The organism is Pseudomonas sp. FG98 (assembly GCF_057808595.1).
In genome coordinates this window covers 26,787-45,549 of sequence record NZ_JBMDIJ010000019.1, presented here as the reverse complement: position 1 = coordinate 45,549, position 18,763 = coordinate 26,787, and the positions used below count along the sequence as shown (strand labels likewise).

Annotated in this window: 16 protein-coding genes and 2 tRNA genes; 1 reads left to right on the top strand and 17 read right to left on the bottom strand. The window is 60.1% G+C overall.

The window, feature by feature from the left end:
* Window positions 1–2: 2 nt before the first annotated feature.
* The 10 genes from nusA to rlmE all read right to left on the bottom strand — a co-directional run bounded on the left by nusA (window position 3) and on the right by rlmE (window position 8,590).
* Window positions 3–1,484 (bottom strand): transcription termination factor NusA, encoded by a 1,482-nt coding sequence (gene nusA, locus ACODSK_RS14525; RefSeq protein ID WP_042125737.1) that lies wholly within the window; start codon window positions 1,482–1,484, stop codon window positions 3–5.
* Window positions 1,485–1,542: 58 nt separating this feature from the next.
* Entirely contained in the window at window positions 1,543–2,001 is a 459-nt protein-coding gene (gene rimP, locus ACODSK_RS14520; RefSeq protein ID WP_009404298.1) for a ribosome maturation factor RimP, read from the bottom strand.
* A 129-nt stretch (window positions 2,002–2,130) separates the two neighbouring features.
* A tRNA-Met gene (locus ACODSK_RS14515) sits at window positions 2,131–2,207 on the bottom strand.
* A 96-nt stretch (window positions 2,208–2,303) separates the two neighbouring features.
* Window positions 2,304–2,389 (bottom strand) — tRNA-Leu (locus ACODSK_RS14510).
* A gap of 19 nt (window positions 2,390–2,408) precedes the next feature.
* On the bottom strand, window positions 2,409–2,801 hold the full coding sequence (secG, locus tag ACODSK_RS14505; protein WP_489016999.1) for a preprotein translocase subunit SecG: 393 nt from the start codon (window positions 2,799–2,801) through the stop codon (window positions 2,409–2,411).
* 3 nt (window positions 2,802–2,804) lie between these two features.
* Window positions 2,805–3,560 carry a triose-phosphate isomerase gene (gene tpiA, locus ACODSK_RS14500; RefSeq protein WP_489016997.1) on the bottom strand — a complete coding sequence of 252 codons (756 nt, stop codon included), beginning with the start codon at window positions 3,558–3,560 and terminating at the stop codon, window positions 2,805–2,807.
* 66 nt (window positions 3,561–3,626) lie between these two features.
* Complete coding sequence (gene glmM / locus ACODSK_RS14495) at window positions 3,627–4,967, bottom strand: phosphoglucosamine mutase (RefSeq protein ID WP_489016995.1); 1,341 nt, start codon at window positions 4,965–4,967, stop codon at window positions 3,627–3,629.
* A 17-nt stretch (window positions 4,968–4,984) separates the two neighbouring features.
* Entirely contained in the window at window positions 4,985–5,836 is an 852-nt protein-coding gene (folP, locus tag ACODSK_RS14490; RefSeq protein WP_489016993.1) for a dihydropteroate synthase, read from the bottom strand.
* Between the two features lie 8 nt (window positions 5,837–5,844).
* The gene (gene ftsH, locus ACODSK_RS14485; RefSeq protein WP_489016991.1) at window positions 5,845–7,752 is read right to left on the bottom strand and encodes an ATP-dependent zinc metalloprotease FtsH; all 1,908 of its coding nucleotides are present in this window, start codon (window positions 7,750–7,752) and stop codon (window positions 5,845–5,847) included.
* A gap of 211 nt (window positions 7,753–7,963) precedes the next feature.
* Window positions 7,964–8,590 (bottom strand): 23S rRNA (uridine(2552)-2'-O)-methyltransferase RlmE, encoded by a 627-nt coding sequence (rlmE, locus tag ACODSK_RS14480; RefSeq protein WP_009404292.1) that lies wholly within the window; start codon window positions 8,588–8,590, stop codon window positions 7,964–7,966.
* Between the two features lie 103 nt (window positions 8,591–8,693).
* Between rlmE and yhbY the strand changes: the two genes are divergently transcribed.
* Window positions 8,694–9,002, top strand: a complete 309-nt coding sequence (gene yhbY, locus ACODSK_RS14475; RefSeq protein WP_489016989.1) for a ribosome assembly RNA-binding protein YhbY — start codon at window positions 8,694–8,696, stop codon at window positions 9,000–9,002.
* Between the two features lie 12 nt (window positions 9,003–9,014).
* Here yhbY and ACODSK_RS14470 read toward each other — a convergent pair whose 3' ends face one another.
* The 7 genes from ACODSK_RS14470 to dnaK all read right to left on the bottom strand — a co-directional run bounded on the left by ACODSK_RS14470 (window position 9,015) and on the right by dnaK (window position 18,706).
* Complete coding sequence (locus tag ACODSK_RS14470; RefSeq protein ID WP_489016988.1) at window positions 9,015–9,464, bottom strand: MFS transporter; 450 nt, start codon at window positions 9,462–9,464, stop codon at window positions 9,015–9,017.
* Window positions 9,442–9,924 carry a transcription elongation factor GreA gene (greA, locus tag ACODSK_RS14465; protein WP_489016987.1) on the bottom strand — a complete coding sequence of 161 codons (483 nt, stop codon included), beginning with the start codon at window positions 9,922–9,924 and terminating at the stop codon, window positions 9,442–9,444. The genes ACODSK_RS14470 and greA overlap by 23 nt, the downstream gene beginning before the upstream one ends.
* Window positions 9,921–13,142 carry a carbamoyl-phosphate synthase large subunit gene (gene carB, locus ACODSK_RS14460; RefSeq protein WP_489016986.1) on the bottom strand — a complete coding sequence of 1,074 codons (3,222 nt, stop codon included), beginning with the start codon at window positions 13,140–13,142 and terminating at the stop codon, window positions 9,921–9,923. The genes greA and carB overlap by 4 nt, the downstream gene beginning before the upstream one ends.
* Window positions 13,143–13,247: 105 nt before the next feature.
* Window positions 13,248–14,384 (bottom strand): glutamine-hydrolyzing carbamoyl-phosphate synthase small subunit, encoded by a 1,137-nt coding sequence (carA, locus tag ACODSK_RS14455; RefSeq protein ID WP_489016984.1) that lies wholly within the window; start codon window positions 14,382–14,384, stop codon window positions 13,248–13,250.
* Between the two features lie 270 nt (window positions 14,385–14,654).
* Window positions 14,655–15,458: a 4-hydroxy-tetrahydrodipicolinate reductase gene (gene dapB, locus ACODSK_RS14450; RefSeq protein WP_489016982.1), complete on the bottom strand. Its 804-nt coding sequence runs from the start codon at window positions 15,456–15,458 to the stop codon at window positions 14,655–14,657.
* A 12-nt stretch (window positions 15,459–15,470) separates the two neighbouring features.
* Window positions 15,471–16,595 carry a molecular chaperone DnaJ gene (dnaJ, locus tag ACODSK_RS14445; RefSeq protein ID WP_330073067.1) on the bottom strand — a complete coding sequence of 375 codons (1,125 nt, stop codon included), beginning with the start codon at window positions 16,593–16,595 and terminating at the stop codon, window positions 15,471–15,473.
* Between the two features lie 191 nt (window positions 16,596–16,786).
* A complete protein-coding gene (gene dnaK, locus ACODSK_RS14440; protein ID WP_489016980.1) occupies window positions 16,787–18,706 on the bottom strand; it encodes a molecular chaperone DnaK in 1,920 nt (639 codons plus the stop codon).
* Window positions 18,707–18,763 lie beyond the last annotated feature (57 nt).

Below are 18,763 nucleotides of genomic sequence, written 5' to 3'. Positions count from 1 at the left end.
GCTTACTCGAACCAATGGGCTCGGGCGGCCATGATCAACTTGCCGGCACGTTCTTCGTCGATGCCGTCGATGTCGAGCAGGTCGTCAATCGACTGCTCGGCCAGGTCTTCGCGGTTAACCACGCCGCGCACCGCCAGTTCCGCTGCCAGGTCCTTGTCCATGCCCTCAAGCGAGAGCAGGTCTTCGGCCGGGTGGGCGTCTGCCAGTTTTTCCTCGGTAGCGATGGCTTTGGTCAACAGGCGGTCCTTGGCACGAGCGCGAAGCTCGTTGACGATTTCCTCGTCGAAGCCATCGATGTTGAGCATTTCTTCCAGCGGTACGTAGGCAATTTCTTCGAGGCTGGTGAAGCCCTCGTCGACCAGCACCTGGGCCAGTTCTTCGTCGACTTCCAGCTCTTCGATGAAGTTGCGCAGGATGTCGCCGGTTTCGGCTTGCTGCTTGGCCTGGATGTCCGATTCGGTCATCACGTTCAGGGTCCAGCCGGTCAGCTGGCTCGCCAGGCGCACGTTCTGGCCACCACGGCCGATGGCCTGGGCCAGGTTGTCGGCAGCTACGGCAATGTCCATCGCATGAGCGTCTTCATCAACGATGATCGCCGCCACTTCGGCCGGCGACATGGCGTTGATGACGAACTGCGCAGGGTTGTCGTCCCACAGCACGATGTCGACACGCTCGCCGCCCAGCTCGCCGGAAACGGCCTGGACGCGCGAACCGCGCATGCCGATGCAGGCGCCTTGTGGATCGATACGCTTGTCCTTGGAACGGACGGCGATCTTGGCGCGGGAACCCGGGTCACGGGATGCGGCCATCACTTCGATCAGGCCTTCGGCGATTTCCGGCACTTCGATGCGGAACAGTTCGATCAGCATCTGCGGTGCGGTACGCGACAGGATCAGCTGCGGGCCACGGTTTTCGGTACGGATTTCCTTGAGCAGCGCACGAACGCGAACGCCGACGCGGAAAGTCTCGCGGGAAATGATGTCTTCACGTGCCAGCAGTGCTTCGGCGTTGTTGCCCAGGTCAACGATGACGTTGTCGCGGGTCACCTTCTTCACGGTACCGGAGATGATTTCACCCAGACGCTCGCGATAGGCATCGACCACCTGTGCGCGCTCGGCTTCGCGAACCTTCTGCACGATGACCTGCTTGGCGGTCTGGGCAGCGATACGACCGAACTCGATGGACTCGATCTTCTCTTCGATGATCTCGCCAGCGACCGCACCCGGTTTCTTGGCCTGGGCCTGGTCTACCGCCAGCTCGATCGCCGGGTCGTCCAGATCCTCGTCCTCGACCACGGTCCAGCGACGGAAGGTCTCGTAGTTACCGGTGTGGCGGTTGATTTCCACACGCAGGTCCACTTCGTCTTCAAAACGTTTTTTGGTTGCAGTAGCCAGGGCCACTTCCAGCGCTTCGAAAATCACGCCTGCCGGTACACCCTTTTCATTGGATACCGACTCAACAACCAGCAGTACTTCTTTGCTCATCGTACGCCTCGCCTTTCGCAAGCCATTGGAACCGCGTCAACCGCAGCTCCGGCATGTCTCAGTCAAAACTGGGAATAATGTTGGCCTTGTCGATCGAGTCGATCGGCAGCAGGAACTCGTGATTGTCCACCTGGACCACGACATCCTGCTCCTCCACACCACGGATCAGGCCTTGAAAGTTACGACGACCTTCGAAGGGCGTACGCAGCTTGATCTTCACTTGTTCACCGGCATGCGAAGCGAACTGTTCAAGGGTGAACAGCGGGCGATCCATGCCAGGAGAGGAGACTTCAAGGGTGTATTCGGTGCTGATGGGATCTTCAACATCCAGAATGCCACTGACCTGGCGACTGACGACTTCGCAATCGTCCACCAGGATGCCGTCCTCTTTGTCGATATAGATACGCAGTACCGAATGCTTGCCCTGAGAGATGAACTCGATCCCCCAGCATTGATAGCCAAGCGCTTCGACTACCGGGGCCAACAAGGCCTGCAACTGTTCTAGCTTGCTCGACACCTGAACCCCCTCGTGCATGCTGTGCAAATAAAAAATGGGCAAGCGCCCATCATGAAATGCGCCGTGGAATATGGCGCCTGAGAACTGTTTAGCTAACAAAAAGCCCCTGAAAAGGGGCTCCGCTAAAACTGGTTGCGGGGGCTGGATTTGAACCAACGACCTTCGGGTTATGAGCCCGACGAGCTACCAGACTGCTCCACCCCGCGACAAAGCTGGGGCGAAAGTATACGACCGAACCCTGGGAGGGTCAATCAACCTCCACCTGCAAGAAAGCCCGCTAATGCGGGCTTCCTTACTTCAATTGGTACCGAGAAGGGGACTCGAACCCCTACACCCTATGGGCACAACCACCTCAAGGTTGCGTGTCTACCAATTCCACCACCTCGGCAATACTACTTTGAAACCCGTTACTTCTGCTCTGGAGCCTGAGGAACATCGCTGTTGTTACCAGCTTCGCTCTTCTGTTGTTGCCCCTGGAGCACCGGTACATCATCTGTTGCCGGTTTATTCTGCTGCACTTCCAACACTGCTGGATCTGGCAACCCTACTTGAGTCAGCTGATGAGCTTTCTCTTTAGCAAAGTATCCTAACCCAAGAGCAGTTAAGAAGAAAGAGGCAGCTAGTATAGCAGTAAACTTACTCAGAAAGGTAGCAGAACCTTGGCTTCCGAACACAGTATTTGAAGCACCTGCGCCGAAAGATGCACCCGCTTCCGCACCTTTACCCTGTTGCAGCAGAACCAGCACTACCAAACCCAGTGCGCCCAACAGATGAAGAACGACAACAACTGTTTCCAGCATTTTTCAGTTTCCTGCGGCGCGACAAATTGCACCGAATTCGTCTGCGTTCAGGGAGGCCCCACCAATCAGCCCCCCATCGATATCCGGCATGCCGAACAGCTCAGCCGCATTGGCCGCCTTCACGCTGCCGCCGTATAGAAGCCGCGTATGTTGCGCAACTTCTGGATCACTAGCCGCCAACTGCTCGCGAATGGCCTTATGCACATCCTGCGCTTGTTGCGGAGTGGCCGTGAGGCCGGTGCCGATGGCCCATACAGGCTCATAGGCGATAATCGCATCTGCAAAAGCAGAAATACCCAGTTGGTCGATGATGCTTGCCAACTGACGCCCTACTACTTCGAGCGTTTTGTTCGCTTCGCGCTCTTCGAGGGTTTCCCCTACACAGAACACTGGCTTCAGCCCACAGGACTGTGCTGCCGCGAACTTCTTGACCAGGACCGAATCCTGCTCACCTAGAATCTGACGTCGCTCCGAGTGACCGATCAACACCAGCTTGCAACCGGCATCAATCAACTGACTCGCTGCCACCTCTCCGGTCAGAGCACCCTGCTGGGGCTCTACCGCGGAGTTCTGAGCACCTACCGTAATCGATTTGCCCTGAAGGCCATCGACCACTTGGTTGATGAACAGACTCGGTGGGAACACCGCGACATCGACACCGCTCGGCAGAACCTGATCACTCAAGCCCTTGATCAGCTCAGCGACGCTGGCGCGGGTACCGTGCATTTTCCAGTTACCAGCTACCATTGGGCGACGCATGCTTTACCTCGTGGGTCAAAGTGGGCGCAGATGTTACCCAACCAAATCATCACTGGCAAGCGTAAATCAAACGCAAACTTCACTTACCAGTTTTGCCAGGGCTTCGGCATGGCCACGGACCTGACTTTCATCGTCGCCTTCGACCATCACACGCACCAGAGGCTCTGTTCCGGACTTGCGCAACAACACCCGACCGCGCCCAGCCATTTCCTCGGTGACACGCTCGCACGCAGCTTTGACCGACGGGTGCTCCAGCGGGTCGACCTTGCTCGCACCAAAGCGCACGTTGATCAACACCTGCGGGCATTTGCGCACAGCCTGCCGCGCTTGTGCCAGGGTCTCGCCACGGCGCTTGAGCGCCATCAGCACCTGCAACGCAGCGATGATCGCGTCACCGGTCGTGGTGTGGCTGCAGCACACGACATGCCCGGAGTTCTCGCCACCGATAATCCAGTCGCGCTCCAGCAGCTCGGCCATCACATAGCGGTCACCCACCTTGGCTCGTACGAAGGGAATTTCCAGGTCCTTCAGCGCCAGCTCCAAGCCGAGATTGCTCATCAAGGTCCCGACCACACCACCTTGCAGCTTGCCGCGCTCATGCAGGTCGCGAGCGATGATGAACAGCAACTCATCACCGTCGACGATGGCACCGGTATGATCGACCATCAGCACGCGATCACCATCGCCATCGAAGGCAATGCCCAGATCGGCATGCCCCACCAGGACCGCCGCCTGCAGCGACTCGATGTGCGTGGAACCGCAGTTCTCGTTGATGTTCAGGCCGTCCGGCTGGTTGGCCAGAACCGTCACCTCGGCGCCCAGTTCGCGGAATACGCTGGGAGCGACCTTGTAGGTAGCGCCATGGGCACAGTCGATGGCCAGCTTGAGACCGGAGAAGCTGGTACTGCTCGGAACGCTGCTTTTGCAGAACTCGATGTAACGACCTGCCGCATCGTTGATCCGCGAAACCTTGCCGATCTTGCTGGACTCGACCACGGTCATGGGCTGGTCGAGCAACTCCTCGATCATCAGTTCGACCTCATCAGGCAACTTGGTGCCCTGGCCGGAGAAGAACTTGATGCCATTGTCGTCGTGCGGATTGTGCGAAGCGCTGATCACGATGCCAGCCTCGGCGTGGAAGGTGCGCGTCAGATAGGCAATGGCCGGCGTAGGCATCGGACCGAGCAGCATGACGTCGGCGCCTGCCGCAGAGAGACCGGCCTCCAGGGCCGACTCGAACATGTACCCGGAAATACGCGTGTCCTTGCCGACCAGGACCCTGCAGTTGCCCTGCTTGCGGAAGGCCATGCCCGCCGCCCAGCCGAGCTTGAGCATGAAATCAGGCGTGATCGGGTATTCCCCGACACGGCCACGAATGCCGTCGGTACCAAAATATTTTCTGCTCATAAATGCTCCGTCACTCTTTATTCGGCGTTCTGTACCGCGGCGATCATGCGTACGACATCGACGGTCTCGGCGACATCATGAACACGCAGAATGCTCGCCCCCTTGGTCATCGCCAAGGCAGCCAGCGCCAGGCTGCCGTACATCCGCTCGTTTACTGGCCGATTGAGGGTCAGGCCGATCATGCTCTTGCGTGAAACGCCCACCAGCAAAGGGCGCCCCAGGCGCTGCAAGCGTTCCATATGCTTGAACAGGCTCAGATTATGCTCCAGGGTCTTCGCAAAGCCGAATCCCGGATCGAGAACAATCCGTTCTGCCCCGATTCCCACCGCCGCACAGGCAGCCATACGCTCTTCAAGATAGCCGCCCACTTCAGCAGTGACATCCTCGTAGTACGGGTCGTCCTGCATGTTTCCGGGCTCGCCGCGCATGTGCATCAGGCACACCGGCAAGCCGGTGGATGCGGCCGCATCCAGAGCGCCATCCCGCGACAGGGAGCGAACATCGTTGATCAGTCCAGCCCCCAGGCGAGCCGACTCACGAATGACTGCTGGCGTCGAGGTATCCACGGAGATAACCACATCCAGCTCGCGATTCAGCACCTCAACGACCGGCGCGACGCGCTCGAGCTCCTCAAGCGCAGTGACCACACGCGCACCAGGGCGCGTGGACTCGCCACCGACATCGATCAGCGTGGCACCCGCAGCAACCATCTGCTCGGCATGGCGCAAGGCTGCATCACGCTGGGTGAAGCGCCCACCATCGGAGAAGGAATCCGGAGTGATATTGAGGATACCCATGACATGGGTACGAGAAAGGTCAAGAACCCGGTTGCCGCAAGGCAACCGGGTTAGGTACTGCTGTGAGGTCATGTCAGCCCTTAGTGTTGCGCAGCGGGACCACCGATCGGGGATTCCGGACGGTCACCCTGGGAAGCAGTGGTGCCCGAAGTGCCGGAGTCGTTATCCCAGTCGCGTGGTTCACGCGGAGTACGGCCTGCCATGATGTCGTCAATCTGATCGGCGTCAATGGTTTCGTACTTCATCAGCGCATCGGCCATGGCATCGAGCTTGTCACGGTTGTCCGTGAGGATCTGCTTGGCGGTGGCATAACACTGATCGATGATGCTGCGCACCTCGGAGTCGATCAGCTTGGCGGTCTCGCCGGACACGTTGGTGTGCTGGCCACCAGAGCCACGCCCCAGGAACACTTCGCCTTCTTCCTCGGCGTACATCAGCGGGCCGAGCTTTTCCGACAAGCCCCACTTGGTCACCATGTTCCGCGCGATCTGACTGGCACGCATGATGTCGTTGGAGGCACCGGTGGTCACGCCGTCGAAGCCCAAGGTCATTTCCTCGGCGATACGACCGCCGTACAGCGAGCAGATCTGACTGATCAGCGCACGCTTGGACAGGCTGTAGCGATCCTCTTCCGGCAGGAACATGGTCACACCCAGTGCGCGACCGCGCGGGATGATCGAGACCTTGTAGACCGGGTCGTGCTCGGGAACGATGCGACCGACAATAGCGTGGCCCGCCTCGTGGTACGCAGTATTCTGTTTCTCTTTCTCCGACATGACCATGGTCTTGCGCTCTGCGCCCATCATGATCTTGTCCTTGGCCAACTCGAACTCCTTCATCTCGACCACGCGCTTGCCGCCACGTGCCGCGAAGAGGGAAGCCTCGTTGACCAGGTTGGCCAGATCGGCACCGGAGAAGCCTGGGGTACCACGAGCGATTACCGCCGGGTTGACGTTCTCGCCAACAGGCACCTTGCGCATGTGCACTTTCAGGATCTGCTCACGACCACGGATATCCGGCAGGCCGACCACTACCTGACGGTCGAAGCGACCAGGCCGCAGCAGCGCCGGGTCAAGTACGTCAGGACGGTTGGTAGCAGCAATGACGATGATGCCATCGTTCATTTCGAAACCGTCCATCTCTACCAGCAACTGGTTGAGAGTCTGCTCGCGCTCGTCGTGACCGCCGCCCATGCCGGCGCCACGATGGCGACCCACGGCGTCGATCTCGTCGATGAAGATAATGCAGGGAGCGTGCTTCTTGGCTTGCTCGAACATGTCACGTACACGGCTGGCACCGACACCCACGAACATTTCCACAAAGTCGGAACCGGAAATGGTGAAGAACGGCACCTTGGCTTCGCCGGCAATGGCCTTGGCCAGCAGGGTCTTACCGGTACCCGGAGGGCCGACCATCAGCACCCCGCGCGGGATACGACCACCCAGGCGCTGGAACTTGCCCGGATCGCGAAGGAATTCGACCAGCTCGCCGACCTCTTCCTTGGCTTCGTCGCAGCCAGCGACATCGGCCAGGGTGGTCTTGACCTGATCTTCGGACAGCAGGCGCGCCTTGCTCTTGCCGAAGCTCATCGGCCCGCCCTTGCCACCAGCACCGCCCTGCATCTGGCGCATGAAGAACATGAACACCGCGATGATCACCAGGATAGGGAAACTGGCAACCAGCAACTGGGTCCAGATGCTCTGCTGTTCTGGCTGACGACCTTCGATCACCACGTGATTGTCGACCAGATCGCCGATCAACCCGTTGTCCTGGATAGCCGGACGGATAGTCTTGAAGGTGTCGCCGTCATTGCGTTTGCCGGTAATGACAGCACCGTCGACCGTGACGCGCTCGACCTTGCCATCCTTGACTTGCTGGATGAAGTCGGAATAGTTGAGGGTCTGCGGCTCATTCGGGCTGGAGAAGTTGTTCATCACCGTCACCAGGACGGCTGCGATGATCAACCACAGGATCAAATTCTTTGCCATATCGTTCAATTAGCTACCCTCTGAAGCCGGTTTAGGCGCAACCGTGCCTCGCATGATAATCAGCGGCTTAACTTACTACATTACCTACAACGGCTGTTGGCACCGTCTGTAACCCTTTGTGAATCCAGACTACACGATATTCATCCACATCAGGCAGGAGCGCCGATTGGAAAATACTATCGAAGCCCCTGAAAGCTGCCGCGCTGACGCCTTATTCGCCGCGATATCCTCTTGCCAGCAGGTACTGTTCACGTGAGCGATCACGGGAAGACGACGGCTTGCGCATCTGGACCTTGTCGAATTTCTGACGAACGTCCTTCAGGTAAGTGTCGAAACCCTCGCCCTGGAAAATCTTGATCAGAAAATCCCCACCCGGACGCAAGACCCGGCTGGCCAGATCCAGCGCCAGTTCGCAAAGGAACATCGCCCGGGGCATATCGACGGCAGGCGTACCACTCATGTTGGGGGCCATATCGGAAATCACAAGGTCTACCTGCGAATTACCTACGGCTTCGAGAATCTGTGCGAGCACTTCGTCCTGGGTGAAGTCGCCCTGGATGAAGGTCACGTCGGGAATGCTGTCCATTTCCAGGATGTCGGAAGCGATCAGGCGACCCTGCCCGCCGATCAGCCGACTGGTGACCTGGGACCAGCCACCTGGCGCAGCGCCGAGGTCGATCACGCTCATACCAGGACGGATCAGGCGATCCTTTTCCTGGATCTCCAGCAGTTTGTAGCTCGCGCGCGAGCGATAGCCATCCTTTTGCGCCTGTTTGACGAAAGGATCGTTGAAATGCTCTCTCAGCCAGTTATGGCTGCTCTTGGAACGCTGCGCCACTGGGCACCTCGATGATTAAGCGTCGTGATTAACTGGGCGGAGCCACGGGCCCTCGGGTAAAATGGCCGCCATTTTTACAGAATCCAGACGAAAGGGTCAGATTATGCCGCTCAATAACGAGCAGAAGAAACAGTACAAAGCCATTGGTCACGACCTGAAACCTGTCCTGATCGTGGCGGGCAATGGCTTGACCGAAGGTGTCCTCGCCGAGTTGGAGCGCGCCCTTGTAGATCATGAACTGATCAAGGTGCAGGTCAAGCTCGAAGACCGTGAAGAACGCCGGGCTGTCATGGACGAGCTGGCCAAGGTCGGTCGTGCCGAGCAGGTCCAGATCATCGGCAAGATGGTGCTGCTGTACCGCCGCAACCCACAGCCGAACAAGCAACTGTCCAATATCCACCGCTACAAGTAACGGTGGCGCCGGTCAGCGGCGCGCCTTGCGCGCCCTGGTCGGGACGGGCTGGGCCACCAGCGCGATACCGCTGAGCCCCAGCACGACGAAGCAGAACACCTGCCAGCGCTCCCCGGCGGAAACACCGTAGCGCAGCGTGTAATAACCGACGCACGCAGTGAAACCGACCAGCAGCAGCTTGCCGCTGAACAGTCGCCACCACGCCGACACACCTCGCACCCGCGCCAGCACCGCCAGCTGGGTCAGCAATCCCACCGCCGCCACACCGATCAACCAGCGATCGATCTGCACAGCGATGTCCTGCACCAGCAAGGGTGCCAGGCTGCTGACCTTCAATGCCGGCACCAGGCCAACATGAAACACCCACAGGCCACCGACCCAGAACACCTGGGCCAGTTGCCAGAGGACGGCTTCGACGGTAGGGCCGCGCACGCCGGTATCAGATGTGCTTGACTTCGACAATCTCGTACTCGACCGTGCCGCTTGGGGTTTTCACCACGACGACATCACCCTCTTCCTTGCCAATGATGGCACGAGCGATAGGTGCACTCGCCGAGAGCTTGCCCTTCTTGATATCGGCCTCATCCTCGCCAACGATCTGGTAGCTCACCTGATCGCCGGTTTCGGTATTTTCCAGATCGACGGTGGTACCGAAGATCACCTTGCCGGTATGGGCGATGGAGGTGACGTCGATCACCACCGAGTTCTGCAGACGACCTTCGATATCGCGGATCCGCGCCTCGACCATGCCCTGCTCTTCACGAGCGGCATGGTATTCGGCGTTTTCCTTGAGGTCGCCCAGCTCCCGCGCTTCACCGATCGCCTGGCTCAGGCGTGGGCGCTCGGTCTTGCTGAGGAAGGTCAGTTCGTCTTCCAGGGCGCGAGCGCCCTGGACGGTCATCGGGTACTTGGTAATGCTCATGCTTTGAGTCCTGCATGCAGATCCTGCAAGCGGCGAACGGTCTTTTCCGGACCGAACTTCAGCGCTTCGCAGATAGCTTCACCGGCCGCAATGGTGGTGGTGCAGTAGATCTTGTGCTGCAACGCATTGCGGCGAATCGAGTAGGAATCGGCGATCGACTGGCGACCTTCGGTGGTGTTGATGATCAACGACACTTCGTCGTTCTTGATCATGTCGACCACGTGCGGACGACCTTCGGTCACCTTGTTCACGCGACGCACTTTCAGGCCAGCCGCTTCGATGATCTTCGCGGTACCAGCAGTTGCGACCACTTCGAAGCCCAGGGCGATCAGGTCACGGGCAACGCCAGCCACTTGCGGCTTGTCGTCGTCACGCACGCTGATGAACGCGGTACCGCCGGTCGGCAGCACTTCGCTGGCACCCATCTGGGCCTTGGCGAAGGCTTCACCGAAGCTGTCGCCGACACCCATGACTTCGCCGGTGGATTTCATCTCAGGGCCGAGGATCGGGTCAACCCCTGGGAACTTGGCAAACGGGAACACCGCTTCCTTGACGCTGTAGAAGTTCGGAATGATTTCCTTGGTGAAGCCCAGTTCTTTCAGGGTCTTACCGGCCATGACGCGCGCGGCGATCATCGCCAGCGAGGTGCCGATGCACTTGGAAACGAACGGCACGGTACGCGAAGCACGCGGGTTGACTTCGATCACGTAGATCTTGTCGCCCTGCAGGGCCAGCTGCACGTTCATCAGACCGACGACGCCCAGCTCCAGGGCCATCTTCTTGACCTGCTCGCGGACTTCGTCCTGCACATGGGCAGGCAGCGAGTACGGAGGCAGGGAGCACGCGGAGTCACCGGAGTGAACACCGGCCTGCTCAATGTGCTGCATGATCGCGCCGATCACCACGTCGGTGCCGTCGCAGACCGCATCCACGTCCATCTCGATGGCGCAGTTGAGGAAGTGGTCAAGCAGAACCGGGCTGTCGTTGGAGACCTGTACGGCTTCGCGCAGGTAGCGCTTCAGCTCGTCCAGTTCGTAGACGATTTCCATGGCACGACCGCCCAGTACGTAGGACGGACGCACTACCAGCGGATAGCCGATGTCGCCTGCGGCACGGATGGCCTCGTCTTCGCTGCGTACGGTAGCGTTTGGCGGCTGCAGCAGGTTCAGGCGCTGAACCATCTGCTGGAAGCGCTCGCGGTCTTCGGCACGGTCGATGGCGTCAGGGCTGGTACCGATGATCGGCACACCGGCCTCTTCCAGGGCGCGAGCCAGTTTCAGCGGAGTCTGACCACCGTAGTGGACGATGACACCCTTCGGCTTCTCGACCCGCACCACTTCCAGCACGTCTTCCAGGGTCAGAGGCTCGAAGTACAGACGGTCGGAAGTGTCGTAGTCGGTGGAGACGGTTTCCGGGTTGCAGTTGACCATGATGGTCTCGTAACCGTCTTCACGCAGGGCCAGCGCGGCGTGTACGCAGCAGTAGTCGAACTCGATACCTTGGCCGATGCGGTTAGGACCGCCACCCAGGATCATGATCTTGTCGCGGGTCGACGGGTTGGCCTCGCACTCTTCCTCGTAGGTCGAGTACAGGTAGGCGGTGTCGGTGGCGAACTCGGCGGCGCAGGTGTCGACGCGCTTGTACACCGGGAACACTTCCAGCTTGTGGCGGTGACGGCGCAGGTTCTTGTCGGTGATACCCAGCAGCTTGGCCAGACGCTGGTCGGAGAAGCCCTTGCGCTTCAGGTTCAGCATCAGTTGCTTGTCGATGGCGGCCAGGCCCAGGGTCTTGACCTTCTCTTCTTCCTTGATCAGGTCTTCGATCTGGATCAGGAACCAGTGGTCGATGCTGGTCAGGGCGAAGATTTCGTCGCGGGTCATGCCGGCACGGAAGGCGTCGGCCACGTACCAGATACGCTCGGCACCCGGAACGGTCAGTTCACGCTTGAGGATGCTTGGGGTTTCCGGGTTGGCCAGGTCGACTTTCGGGTCGAGGCCGCAAACACCGACTTCCAGGCCGCGCAGGGCTTTCTGCATCGACTCCTGGAAGGTACGGCCGATGGCCATGACTTCACCCACGGATTTCATCTGGGTGGTCAGGCGGGCGTCGGCTTTCGGGAATTTCTCGAAGGCGAAGCGTGGCAGCTTGGTGACGACGTAGTCGATCGACGGCTCGAATGACGCTGGAGTGCGGCCGCCGGTGATGTCGTTCTGCAGTTCGTCGAGGGTATAGCCGACAGCCAGCTTGGCGGCGATCTTGGCGATCGGGAAGCCGGTGGCTTTCGAGGCCAGGGCGGACGAACGGGATACCCGCGGGTTCATCTCGATGACGACCATGCGGCCAGTGTCCGGGCAGATACCGAACTGGACGTTGGAGCCGCCGGTCTCGACGCCGATTTCACGCAGCACCGCCAGCGAGGCGTTGCGCATGATCTGGTATTCCTTGTCGGTCAGGGTCTGGGCCGGAGCAACAGTGATCGAGTCACCGGTGTGCACGCCCATCGGGTCGAAGTTCTCGATCGAGCAGACGATGATGCAGTTGTCCTTTTTGTCGCGGACCACTTCCATCTCGTACTCTTTCCAGCCGATCAGGGATTCGTCGATCAGCAGTTCCTTGGTCGGCGACAAGTCCAGACCACGGGCGCAGATTTCTTCGAACTCTTCACGGTTGTAGGCGATACCGCCGCCGGTGCCGCCCATGGTGAAGGACGGACGGATGATGCACGGGAAGCCCAGCTTCTCGAGGACCGCATTGGCCTCTTCCATGCTGTGGGCGATACCGGAGCGCGGGCACTCCAGGCCGATGGCCTTCATTGCCTTGTCGAAGCGCGAACGGTCTTCGGCCTTGTCGATGGTGTCGGCGTTGGCACCGATCATCTCCACACCGAATTTTTCCAGAACGCCTTCGCGCTCCAGGTCCAGGGCACAGTTCAGCGCGGTCTGGCCACCCATGGTCGGCAGCAGCGCGTCAGGGCGCTCCTTCTCGATGATCTTGGCAACCGACTGCCACTTGATCGGCTCGATGTAGGTGGCGTCGGCCATGGCCGGGTCGGTCATGATGGTGGCCGGGTTGGAGTTCACCAGGATGACGCGGAAACCTTCCTCGCGCAGGGCTTTGCAAGCCTGGGCGCCGGAGTAGTCGAATTCGCAGGCCTGGCCGATCACGATCGGGCCGGCGCCGAGAATCAGGATGCTTTTAATGTCTGTACGTTTTGGCATGGTTGTCACTCAAATCCGCAGGTCAGTCGGCAAGCCGTCTTGAACAATCTTGGTCAGGCGCTGCTGAACCGGGCGCGCCGGTTCAGGGCCTTCTCGCAGGGATGCTTAGCGGCGCTTGGCCATGGCATCGATGAAACGATCGAACAGTGGCGCGACGTCAGTCGGGCCTGGGCTGGCTTCAGGGTGGCCCTGGAAGCTGAACGCGCTCTTGTCGGTACGCTCGATGCCCTGCAGGGTACCGTCGAACAGCGACTTGTGGATGGCGCGGACGTTGCCCGGCAGGGTGGCCTCGTCGACCGCGAAGCCGTGGTTCTGGCTGGTGATCATCACTACGCCGGTGTCCAGGTCCTGGACCGGGTGGTTGGCACCGTGGTGGCCGTGCCCCATTTTCACGGTCTTGGCGCCGGACGCCAGGGCCAGCAGTTGGTGACCGAGGCAGATACCAAAGACCGGGATGTCGGTTTCGAGAATGTCCTTGATCGCCTGGATCGCGTAGTCGCAAGGCTCCGGATCGCCTGGGCCGTTGGACAGGAAGACGCCATCGGGATTCAGGGCAAGCACTTCGCTGGCCGGGGTCTGGGCCGGCACCACGGTCAGGCGGCAGCCACGAGCGACCAGCATGCGCAGGATGTTCAGCTTGACGCCGTAGTCGTAGGCAACCACGTGATACGGCAGGTCGGCAGCTTCGATCGTCGGGTGGCTGTCGGTTTTCAGCTCCCAGACGCTGGAACGCCATTCGTAGGCGGTCTTGGTGCTGACCACTTTGGCCAGGTCCATGCCTTTCAGGCCCGGGAAACCACGGGCAGCGGCGATGGCCGCCTCTTCGCTGATGTTGTCGCCGGCCAGGATGCAGCCGTTCTGAGCGCCCTTCTCACGCAGGATGCGGGTCAGGCGACGGGTATCGATACCGGCGATGGCTACGACGTTGTTGGCCTTGAGGTAGTCGCTCAGGGACAGGGTGTTGCGCCAGTTGCTGGCGATCAGCGGCAGGTCACGAATGACCAGACCAGCCGACCAGACGCGGTCGGACTCGGCGTCTTCGGCGGTAGTGCCGGTGTTGCCGATGTGTGGGTAAGTCAGGGTAACGATCTGTTGCGAGTACGAAGGGTCAGTCAGGATTTCCTGATAGCCGGTCATTGCGGTGTTGAACACCACCTCACCAACGGTCTGACCGTCGGCTCCAATGGCTTCACCGCGAAAAATGCTGCCATCGGCAAGGGCGAGTATGGCTGGCTTAGTCAAGAAGACCTCCCGTAAATCAAGCCTGAAGGGGCGATCGCAGGTTGCAAAAAAGCGGAATGACGTATAGACACGTCACCCCGCTTTCTTCGTCGAATTATCTGCGCGCTTTTAGTGGACACACTAAAGCTGTAGCTTACAGAAATATGCTTTTTTGGTCTACCACTGATGTGTCTGAAAGACGCAGGAATGCGACAGGGCGCATCGGAGAGGGCCGCGGGAGCGGGTCGATCAAAAACGACCGACCCGCTCCCGGGTAGAGCGGATAGCGGATCAGTGCAGTTCGAGCACGTCCTGCATGTCGTACAGGCCTGGCTCGCGACCATCCAGCCACATGGCTGCACGCACCGCCCCCTTGGCGAAGGTCATGCGGCTCGAGGCCTTGTGGGTGATCTCGACGCGCTCGCCTTCGGCAGCGAACAGCACGGTGTGATCACCGACCACATCGCCGGCACGCACGGTGGCGAAACCGATGGTCTGACGATCACGAGCGCCAGTCTGACCCTCACGACCATAGACCGCCACTTCCTTCAGATCACGCCCCAGCGCCTGGGCAACCACCTCCCCCATGCGCAGCGCGGTACCGGACGGTGCATCGACCTTGTGACGATGGTGAGCCTCAATGATCTCGATATCCACTTCGTCCGCCAGCACCCGTGCAGCGGTGTCGAGCAGCTTCAGGCAGAGGTTTACGCCGACGCTGAAGTTGGCGGCGAAGACGATTGGAATCTCCTTGCCCGCCTCGACCAGCAGTTGCTTCTCTTCAGCACTGAAGCCGGTGGTACCGATGACCATGGCCTTGCCCGCCTTGCGGCAGAACGCCAGGTTCTTCAGGGTGACCGACGGATGGGTGAAGTCGATCAATACATCGAACTCTTCCACCACCTTGGCCAGATCATCCGAGATCGGTACGCCGATCCGGCCCAGCGCCGCCAGCTCACCGGCGTCCGCCCCGACCAGCGTGCTGTCGGGACGATCCACCGCCGCAGTCAGGCCGGCGCCCGGTGCATGCTGGATCGCCTCGACCAGCGTCTTGCCCATGCGCCCTGCCGCGCCCATTACCGCAATACGTCGCATGTCTCGTTCCTTTTACAGATCGCCGAAGAAGCGTTTCACACCCTCGAACCAGCCACTGGCCTTGGGCGAATGGGAACTGTCGCCTTCCAGGGAAGCACGCAGCTCTTCGAGCAGCTCACGCTGACGACGGCTCAGGTTGACCGGGGTCTCGACCGCCACACGACACATCAGGTCGCCAGCACCGCCACCACGCACCGGGGCCACGCCCTTGCCGCGCAGACGGAATTGCTTGCCGGTCTGAGTGCCTTCCGGAATCTTCAGCTTGACCCGACCATCGAGGGTCGGCACTTCCAGCTCGCCACCCAGTGCCGCGTCGGTGTAGCTGATCGGCACTTCGCAGTACAGGTGCTTGCCATCACGCTGGAAGATCGGGTGCTCGCGCACATTGATCACCACATACAGGTCGCCGGTCGGGCCACCCTGGGTCCCGGCCTCGCCTTCGCCGGAGAGACGGATGCGGTCACCGGTATCGACACCGGCCGGCACTTTCACCGACAGGGTCTTGTACTCTTCGATGCGGCCTTCGCCGTGGCAGGAGTCGCACGGATCGGTGATGATCTTGCCCTGCCCCTGGCAACGCGGGCAGGTCTGCTGCACCGAGAAGAAGCCCTGCTGCATGCGCACCTGGCCGATACCACCACAGGTCGGGCAGGTTGCCGGGGACGAACCCTTCTTGGCACCCGAGCCGTCACACGGCTTGCAGTTGACCAGTGTCGGCACACGGATATTGACCGTGGTACCGCGTACCGCTTCTTCCAGATTCAGCTCCAGGGTGTAGCGCAGATCGCTGCCGCGCTGTGCGCCGCCGCGGGAACCACCACGGCCACCACCAAAGAAATCACTGAAGACATCACCGAAGATGTCGGAGAAGTTGGCACCACCAAAACCGGCACCGCCGCCACCCATGCTCGGGTCGACGCCGGCATGACCGTACTGGTCGTACGCCGTACGCTTGCTGGTATCGGAAAGCACTTCGTAAGCCTCGTTGGCTTCCTTGAACAGCTCTTCCGACTCTTTGTTATCGGGATTACGGTCCGGGTGATGCTTCATCGCCAGGCGACGGTAGGCCTTCTTCAGATCAGCCTCGCTCGCACCTCGCTCGACCCCCAGAACCTCGTAATAGTCACGCTTTGCCATGGTTCTTTGCACTCTTGAGGACGTTCGGCAAACCTCTGCGCATCAGCGCTGTGCCGTCAGCACCGGCCTGAAACCAGTGCTGGAAAAAATTCGGGTATTCCAGACACGCCAACGCGGGAGCAAGCCCCCGCGCGGCGACATCCTACCAGTCAACATCAAACATCAGTCAACCGGCCGACAACGAACAGCAATTACTTGTTGTCTTTGACTTCTTCGAACTCGGCATCGACGACGTCGTCGTGCTTGGCTTCGTCAGCCTGCTGGGCCTGAGCGCCAGCTTCCGGCTTCTCGGCCTGTTCGGCGTACATCTTCTGGGCAACCGGCGCGGAGACTTTCGACAGCTCTTCGACCTTGGCTTCGATGGCAGCCTTGTCGTCGCCTTTCACGGCAGCTTCCAGAGCGACCACGGCAGCTTCGATAGCGGTCTTCTCTTCGGCAGTCACCTTGTCACCGGCGTCGGCGACCATCTTGCGAGTCGAGTGGACCAGCGCGTCACCCTGGTTGCGGGCAGCGGCCAGCTCTTCGAACTTGCGGTCTTCCTCGGCGTTGACCTCAGCGTCGCGGACCATCTGCTGGATTTCTTCCTCGGACAGACCGGAGTTGGCCTTGATCACGATGGACTGCTGCTTGCCGGTGGCCTTGTCTTTGGCGCCGACGTGCAGGATGCCGTTGGCGTCGATGTCGAAGGTCACTTCGATCTGTGGAACACCACGTGGCGCTGGTGGAATCTCGGCCAGGTCGAACTTGCCCAGGGACTTGTTCTGTGCGGCCTGCTTGCGCTCACCTTGCAGCACGTGAATGGTCACGGCGCTCTGGTTGTCGTCGGCAGTCGAGAACACCTGCGACTTCTTGGTCGGGATGGTGGTGTTCTTCTCGATCAGCGCGGTCATCACGCCACCCATGGTTTCGATACCCAGGGTCAGCGGGCTGACGTCGAGCAGCAGAACGTCCTTCACGTCACCAGCCAGAACGGCGCCCTGGATCGCAGCACCCATGGCAACGGCTTCGTCAGGGTTGACGTCCTTGCGCGCTTCCTTGCCGAAGAACTCGGCAACGGTTTTCTGCACCAGCGGCATACGGGTCTGGCCACCGACCAGGATCACGTCGTCGATCTTGCTGACGTCGATACCGGCGTCCTTCATGGCGATACGGCAAGGTTCGATGGTGCGCTGAACCAGGTCTTCGACCAGCGACTCCAGCTTGGCGCGGGAGATCTTCACGTTCAGGTGCTTCGGACCGGTCGCATCGGCAGTGATGTACGGCAGGTTGACGTCGGTCTGCTGGCTGGAGGACAGCTCGATCTTGGCCTTCTCGGCAGCTTCCTTCAGACGCTGCATGGCCAGAGGGTCGCCCTTCAGGTTCATGCCGGTTTCTTTCTTGAATTCCTCGACAAGGTAGTCGATCAGACGGATGTCGAAGTCTTCACCACCGAGGAAAGTGTCACCGTTGGTTGCCAGTACTTCGAACTGGTGCTCGCCATCGACTTCGGCGATTTCGATCACGGAGACGTCGAAGGTACCGCCACCCAGGTCATAAACGATGACGGTGTGGTCGCCCTTGGCCTTGTCCATACCGTAGGCCAGCGCAGCGGCGGTCGGTTCGTTGATGATGCGCTTGACGTCCAGACCGGCGATACGACCAGCGTCCTTGGTAGCCTGACGCTGGCTGTCGTTGAAGTAAGCAGGAACGGTGATGACCGCTTCGGTCACTGCTTCGCCGAGGTAGTCTTCGGCGGTCTTCTTCATCTTCTTCAGGACTTCGGCGCTGATTTGCGGCGGAGCCATTTTCTGGCCGTTGACTTCGACCCAGGCGTCGTTGTTGTCAGCCTTGACGATCTTGTACGGAACCATCTGGATGTCTTTCTGCACCACTTCTTCTTCGAAGCGACGGCCGATCAGACGTTTTACCGCGTACAGGGTGTTGTGCGGGTTGGTGACGGCCTGGCGCTTGGCCGACTGGCCAACCAGGATTTCGCCGTCGTTGGCGTAAGCGATGATCGACGGAGTGGTGCGAGCGCCTTCGGCGTTCTCGATCACCTTGACGTTGCCGTTTTCCAGAATGGAGACGCAGGAGTTGGTGGTCCCCAGGTCGATACCGATGATTTTGCCCATGTTAACTCTCCCGAAACTTTGGATTTGGTTGCCGCAGCGGTGGTTGCCAACTGCGGT

What these genes read in the sequence shown, in the direction of transcription:
- nusA (WP_042125737.1), bottom strand. Translation starts at nt 1,484, where the DNA reads ATGAGCAAAGAAGTACTGCTGGTTGTTGAGTCGGTATCCAATGAAAAG.
- secG (WP_489016999.1), bottom strand. Translation starts at nt 2,801, where the DNA reads ATGCTGGAAACAGTTGTTGTCGTTCTTCATCTGTTGGGCGCACTGGGT.
- tpiA (WP_489016997.1), bottom strand. Translation starts at nt 3,560, where the DNA reads ATGCGTCGCCCAATGGTAGCTGGTAACTGGAAAATGCACGGTACCCGC.
- glmM (WP_489016995.1), bottom strand. Translation starts at nt 4,967, where the DNA reads ATGAGCAGAAAATATTTTGGTACCGACGGCATTCGTGGCCGTGTCGGG.
- folP (WP_489016993.1), bottom strand. Translation starts at nt 5,836, where the DNA reads ATGACCTCACAGCAGTACCTAACCCGGTTGCCTTGCGGCAACCGGGTT.
- ftsH (WP_489016991.1), bottom strand. Translation starts at nt 7,752, where the DNA reads ATGGCAAAGAATTTGATCCTGTGGTTGATCATCGCAGCCGTCCTGGTG.
- yhbY (WP_489016989.1), top strand. Translation starts at nt 8,694, where the DNA reads ATGCCGCTCAATAACGAGCAGAAGAAACAGTACAAAGCCATTGGTCAC.
- greA (WP_489016987.1), bottom strand. Translation starts at nt 9,924, where the DNA reads ATGAGCATTACCAAGTACCCGATGACCGTCCAGGGCGCTCGCGCCCTG.
- carB (WP_489016986.1), bottom strand. Translation starts at nt 13,142, where the DNA reads ATGCCAAAACGTACAGACATTAAAAGCATCCTGATTCTCGGCGCCGGC.
- dapB (WP_489016982.1), bottom strand. Translation starts at nt 15,458, where the DNA reads ATGCGACGTATTGCGGTAATGGGCGCGGCAGGGCGCATGGGCAAGACG.
- dnaJ (WP_330073067.1), bottom strand. Translation starts at nt 16,595, where the DNA reads ATGGCAAAGCGTGACTATTACGAGGTTCTGGGGGTCGAGCGAGGTGCG.
- dnaK (WP_489016980.1), bottom strand. Translation starts at nt 18,706, where the DNA reads ATGGGCAAAATCATCGGTATCGACCTGGGGACCACCAACTCCTGCGTC.